Here is a 5,513-nt window from a genome sequence, read left to right on the forward strand (position 1 = left end):
CATGGCCTTTTAATCGGACGGATGACACATCGTCAACTCACAGAACGTTAGGCAACATTCATAACTTAGTACAATAAAAAAACCGCCATAACCGGCGGCTATTGTTACAATAATTTCATAAAGTCCTCTAAGGAGATGTTGGCTTGTTCAAGTATACTCTTTAAAGTTCCTTTTGCAACTTCTGAATGCATTGGAATTATTAAAACTCGTTGTGGTATTGAATCATTTTTATATTTTGCATGACTGCCTTTTTGAGATACTTTTTCAAATCCAATTTTTGATAAGGCTTTTATAATCTCTTTTGGAGTTAATATTGGATATTTAGATCCCATTAAATAGCAACCTCCAATGTTGTAACAAATATTTGATGGTGTTCTATATCAGCCACATCATCTTCATAATACAATTGTATAGCTTCAGTAAGATTGGAGATTGCTTCTTCTATAGTTCTTCCTTGAGAAGCAACATTATTTTCAACACATTTTGCGACATACCAATCATCTTCTTTTTGAATGATTGCAGTGACTTGTACACTCATGGTAACACCTCTTTTCAATAAGTGATTGTATTTGATTTTATTATATCATGGTATAAGAGATTTGAGAAGAATTGTAGTTTCAGATGTGGATAAATCGGATAATAACTTGGGTTTTCGTTAGGAACATCGCCTAACAGCATGTTGACAAAACTCTATCTGCTAACCGAGTCGGGGTCGCATTAGCTGTTCGCGAGGCTCACAAGCATGAGCTCGCCCTGTAAGCAGATTGGCGTCGTCAACACACAGGACGTTATGTGACAGTATTAATCTGGTTTTAGTAATGAAAGATGATACAGAAGAAAATATTTTCATGAGGTGATCTATATGAGTTTTAAGAAATTTTTAATAGTAGTTGTAGCTTTAATAGTGTTTTTTTACGTAGTTTTATTAATTCCGAGAAGCTATGATAATAGCTATTCTGGTATGTTGATACGACTTGGTGATTCAGATGTTGATTATTCTGAATCAATCAAAGTAGAGCTTAATGGAAAGTTAAAGAAGAGCATATTCTTAAGTAAGACATTTGTAGGTACTTTGATGTTTAATGGTGTTAATATTCTTAATGAATATGATGATGTAAGTGAGATTATAATTGATATGGATGAACAGGATTCTCCATTAGGTAGTGGCATAATGATATATCAGCATGAGACTCCGATTACTAAGCTTGATTGGCCCTGGATAGGGAATATAATATTTGCGGATGATATGGATAGTATTGTTATTAGTGTTGCTGAGAATGGTGGTTGGACAGAAGAAAGTGGTTTGGTGATTGTGGCACCAGCAGATACTCGTTTAGATGCTTTAGACAGTTTTAGTACAATATTTTATCAATGATTGCTGGTGTTGCAATCAGGTTGAGATTGTGAAAGGTATTGGACACGGTTTAGGGTTATCTGGTGTAGACGATTAATACCGTCACATAACAGCACGTTGCATACATGGATAGGAAATCGGATGGATGTCCACGTCTTCAACCTGCGGAACGTTAGGCGATATAATTAACTATTTTTGTGACACACAGGGAGTGATTACATGAAAGATTGGAATCCAGATCTATATAAAAGATTTGAAAAGCAAAGAACACAACCAGTCAAGGATTTAATAGGCAGTATTGAAATAAAGCACGTTAATAGAATTATTGATATTGGATGTGGACCCGGTAATAGTACTGAACAATTAGCTCTACGATGGAAGGATGCATCAATAATAGGTATTGATAGTTCCGCGAATATGATTAAAGAAGCCAATGAAAGGTTGCCTCATATTCAGTTTGAAGTACGAGATGCTAATCATGATTTATGTGGTTTAGGTCAATTTGATTTAGTTTTTTCGAATGCTGCCATACAGTGGATGCCAAACCATCATGAATTATTACATAAGTTTTTCGGATTAGTTCAAGTAGGAGGTGCACTAGCAGTACAGATTCCTAGCGTTAGTAATATGGGCATACAAAGAGCGGTTAAAGAAACGGCTATAAGTGAGAAGTGGAACGGTAGATTTATAACGAATTCATATTTAAATTATGAAAACACAGAATACTATTATAATATATGTAGTGAGTTAAGCGAGGAAGTTTATATATGGGAAACGGACTATTACCATGTAATGGAAAATCATCAAAGGATAATTGAATGGTATAAATCAACAGGTATGAAACCATATTTAGACGCATTAGATACTCAGGGTGAAAGAATGGAATTTGAAGAAACTGTATTAGATAAGATTCGGATATATTACAAAGAACAGCGAAACGGTAGAGTATTATTCCCTTTCAGGCGCATATTCTTTATAGTTTACAAGGAATAATTCAAGGCTATCGGTTACTTCCGTTAATTACATCGCCTAACAGCATGTTGACAACACTCAATCTGCTAACCGAGTCGGGGTCGCATTAGCTGTTCGCGAGGCTCACAAGCATGAGCTCGCCCTGTAAGCAGATTGGCGTCGTCAACACACAGGACGTTAGGCGACAGAATATACTAGTGAATAAATTAAAGATGGAAGGAGTGTGCGTATGAATACTAAGTATGTATTGGGTTTTGTTACGGTCATTATGTTGACGAGTTGTCAACCACATTCAAACGATGATTTAGATTATGAAGTTTTGTATAATGAACAGCTAGATATTGTTGATGAGATTACACAAGAGAATGAGCAATTAGAAAGTGAATATACGAATCTGGAGGCTAAACTGAAGGAACAGAATACTGCAAACAATAGTACAGACTCGGAACCAGCTGAGTTTTTGGATGCGTTAGATGAAGTTAACGATTCCATTGAAGAATTAATTGATTTTTACAACTCCGAGATGAATGATGTTGGAATAGGCTCAGGGTATGGTGAAGCGTTTGGAGATGAAATTATTTATTACTACTTTAATTTGGACTTTGATGAGTTTATGACGGCGATTTTGAAGGTGCCATTTGGCAGGATAGATAATCTTGCTGCCAATATGGTTACATCATTAAATATGAAATATCAGTATGAAGAGATTAGTGAGAACGAGTACAAGTATTTTATTAAAGAGTTTGAAGATTTAAGTAGAGAAACTGAAATAAATGAAGAGTATAGGCAATTCGTGTATGAGATTCTTGCTCATGTATATAGCAATTAATGGTAAGTGTTCGTCTCCGTATATTCCATCGCCTAACAGCGAGTTGACGACATGGCCTTTTAATCGGACGGATGACACATCGTCAACTCACAGGACGTTAGGCGACAGATTATCCCTGTTTAAAGCAACGAGGTGAATATATGGGTAAATTTGAGGATAACATAATTAATATACTTGAAGAAATTATTGGTGAGGAAGCTATACATCAGAAAACATTTGATTGGTTATGCAATAGTCATCTAGTAGTTGAAGATAATTATACTAATAAGTTGCTAGATAAGATATTTATATCTTTAGGTGGAAATTTAGAAGGTTTGTCTAAAAAAAGAATTACCAAATTGAAAGTTGATGCATTTTTTAGTGGTATTAATTGCATTTTTGAGATAGATGAATTACAACATTTTACTACATATAGGTTGAATTCCTTGAACTTGATTAAGGAATATGAGCATATGGTTTTAGGCTTTGACTTAGATAATTACATTAATTATTGCGAAGATAATTATAAGAAAGCAGTTCATAAAGGTCAGAAAGGATATAGAAGAAAAACAAAGGATTTCCCCAATAAACATGGTAGGGCTATTCAAAGAGCATATTTTGATTCATTAAGAGATTTAGTGGTTCCAATATATTTAGAAAAACCTGTAATAAGACTATCTGAATTTGAATTATTACAAATGGATACAAGAGACATCAAATGGTATATTGCAGATAAGATATCAAGATATATTCAGTGACAAAAGGACGGGATAATCCATCGCCTAACAGCGAGTTGATGATATGGGTTTTGAACAAGGATGGATACCACACATCGTCAACTCACAGAACGTTAGATGACAGTGCGTACTGGTTATAAATTGCGTATAGCAAATACGTTTATTTAAAAAGCAAATGTAAATCTATATTAATGAGGTATTCGAAATATAAATAATGCAGAAATTATTTAAGTTGTTAATAAAGAAGGTGGATTATATGAACACATTATTAATTGTTATACCAATTTTATTTATAAGGTACGGGCTACTAAGTATTTTAAACCGGGAATCGTTAAAACGAGCAGGTTTCTTTGCTCCTTTAAAGGGGAGAGAAAAAGTAGCATTCTGGGTTTATCAAATTACAACAATCTTCATTGTGCTAAAATTATTATTTCTCAGAATCAGAACCGACTCTGATTGGTTTTATATAGGCCTGATTACATATAGTTTGGGACTAATTTTGTATATTGTATCTATAGTAAATTATGCTATGCCTAAAATGAATGGAATAAATGTAAATGGGTTATATCGTATATCTAGAAATCCTATGTATATAGCATATTTCATCTATTTCGTTGGGTGTACATTACTAACACATTCATGGATATTACTTGCGTTATTATTAGTTTTCCAAGTATCAGCACATTGGATAATTCTTTCAGAAGAAAGATGGTGTATTATGAAATTTGGAGATGAGTACATAAAATATATGAATAAAGTGAGACGTTATATTTAGACAACTTTTGATTGATATATCGCATTCTATTCTTATGGCTACAGGTAGTTTCCGTACGCACCATCATCTAACACGACAATTCCCATCATGCCCCCGACCTTAATCGCGTTGGGAAGTTGAACGTTTTGGGCACGACGGGAACTGCGGGAACGTTATATGCAATAAAAAACTAGCTTATTGAAGAGCTAAAGCCAAAAGATACTACTTTTAACTGAAGGGATAAGAAAAATATGAAACAGGATTACAAGAAGAAAGATAATGATTCCTATATAATAATTCTACTAGCATTATTAGTGTCAATGACAATTGGTTTAATATTATTAGGTTTTTCCTTCAGTTATCTATATGGAGAAGACTTAAATATTATTAAGATATTGAAGTCTTCTAAAGATGTAGTGATTGTAGTATTAGTTTATTCAATTTCATTTGCTGCAATTGTAAAGTTTACAAACATATTTGGGGATTTGTCAGTAGGTAAAAGCATTCTAATAATTATTTCAATACTTATTGTTGGAACAACTGTCCATACATCAATTTTTAAAATTTTTCAGGGTTGGTTTGTGCGTTCAGCATCTGATTTTTTTACGGATGTGTTTTATAATATCGTATTTGGTGGTTTACCAATAGTACTTGGAGTAGTTATTATTAAACCGTGGAGAAGATTTGTTAACTTTTTTCTTAGTGTAATATATGTACCAATTGCAGGTTATACAATTTTATTTTGGGGACTAATAACTACAGGAGTAATCTTCGATGACTGGTTGTAATATTGGTATATGCCTGTTACCGTTTTTTACAGCATATAACAGCATATTAGCGATATGGGTGTTTTAATCGGAAGGTTACCACACATCGCTAATACACAGG

The 5,513-nt window shown here is 33.7% G+C and carries 8 protein-coding genes; 6 read left to right on the forward strand and 2 right to left on the reverse strand.

The features are described from left to right. Positions 1–104: 104 nt before the first annotated feature. The gene (locus P0N36_RS14375) at positions 105–332 is read right to left on the reverse strand and encodes a type II toxin-antitoxin system HicA family toxin (RefSeq protein ID WP_275843555.1); all 228 of its coding nucleotides are present in this window, start codon (positions 330–332) and stop codon (positions 105–107) included. Further along, the gene (locus P0N36_RS14380) at positions 332–538 is read right to left on the reverse strand and encodes a type II toxin-antitoxin system HicB family antitoxin (protein WP_125136471.1); all 207 of its coding nucleotides are present in this window, start codon (positions 536–538) and stop codon (positions 332–334) included. The genes P0N36_RS14375 and P0N36_RS14380 overlap by 1 nt, the downstream gene beginning before the upstream one ends. 324 nt (positions 539–862) lie before the next feature. Here P0N36_RS14380 and P0N36_RS14385 point away from each other — a divergent pair, with 324 nt between their 5' ends. From P0N36_RS14385 to P0N36_RS14410, 6 genes are all read left to right on the forward strand, one after another. Beyond that, positions 863–1,375: a hypothetical protein gene (locus P0N36_RS14385; RefSeq protein WP_275843557.1), complete on the forward strand. Its 513-nt coding sequence runs from the start codon at positions 863–865 to the stop codon at positions 1,373–1,375. 198 nt (positions 1,376–1,573) lie between these two features. After that, positions 1,574–2,347 (forward strand): methyltransferase domain-containing protein, encoded by a 774-nt coding sequence (locus P0N36_RS14390; protein WP_275843558.1) that lies wholly within the window; start codon positions 1,574–1,576, stop codon positions 2,345–2,347. Positions 2,348–2,555: 208 nt separating this feature from the next. After that, a complete protein-coding gene (locus P0N36_RS14395; RefSeq protein WP_275843559.1) occupies positions 2,556–3,155 on the forward strand; it encodes a hypothetical protein in 600 nt (199 codons plus the stop codon). A gap of 140 nt (positions 3,156–3,295) precedes the next feature. After that, positions 3,296–3,892 (forward strand): DUF7255 family protein, encoded by a 597-nt coding sequence (locus tag P0N36_RS14400; RefSeq protein WP_275843560.1) that lies wholly within the window; start codon positions 3,296–3,298, stop codon positions 3,890–3,892. 235 nt (positions 3,893–4,127) lie between these two features. Further along, on the forward strand, positions 4,128–4,646 hold the full coding sequence (locus tag P0N36_RS14405) for a methyltransferase family protein (RefSeq protein ID WP_275843561.1): 519 nt from the start codon (positions 4,128–4,130) through the stop codon (positions 4,644–4,646). 230 nt (positions 4,647–4,876) lie between these two features. Beyond that, on the forward strand, positions 4,877–5,413 hold the full coding sequence (locus P0N36_RS14410) for a hypothetical protein (protein ID WP_275843562.1): 537 nt from the start codon (positions 4,877–4,879) through the stop codon (positions 5,411–5,413). The last annotated feature ends 100 nt before the right edge of the window (positions 5,414–5,513 follow it).

The sequence above is a fragment of the Petrocella sp. FN5 genome (genome assembly GCF_029210395.1).
Taxonomy (GTDB): Bacteria; Bacillota; Clostridia; order Lachnospirales; family Vallitaleaceae; genus Petrocella.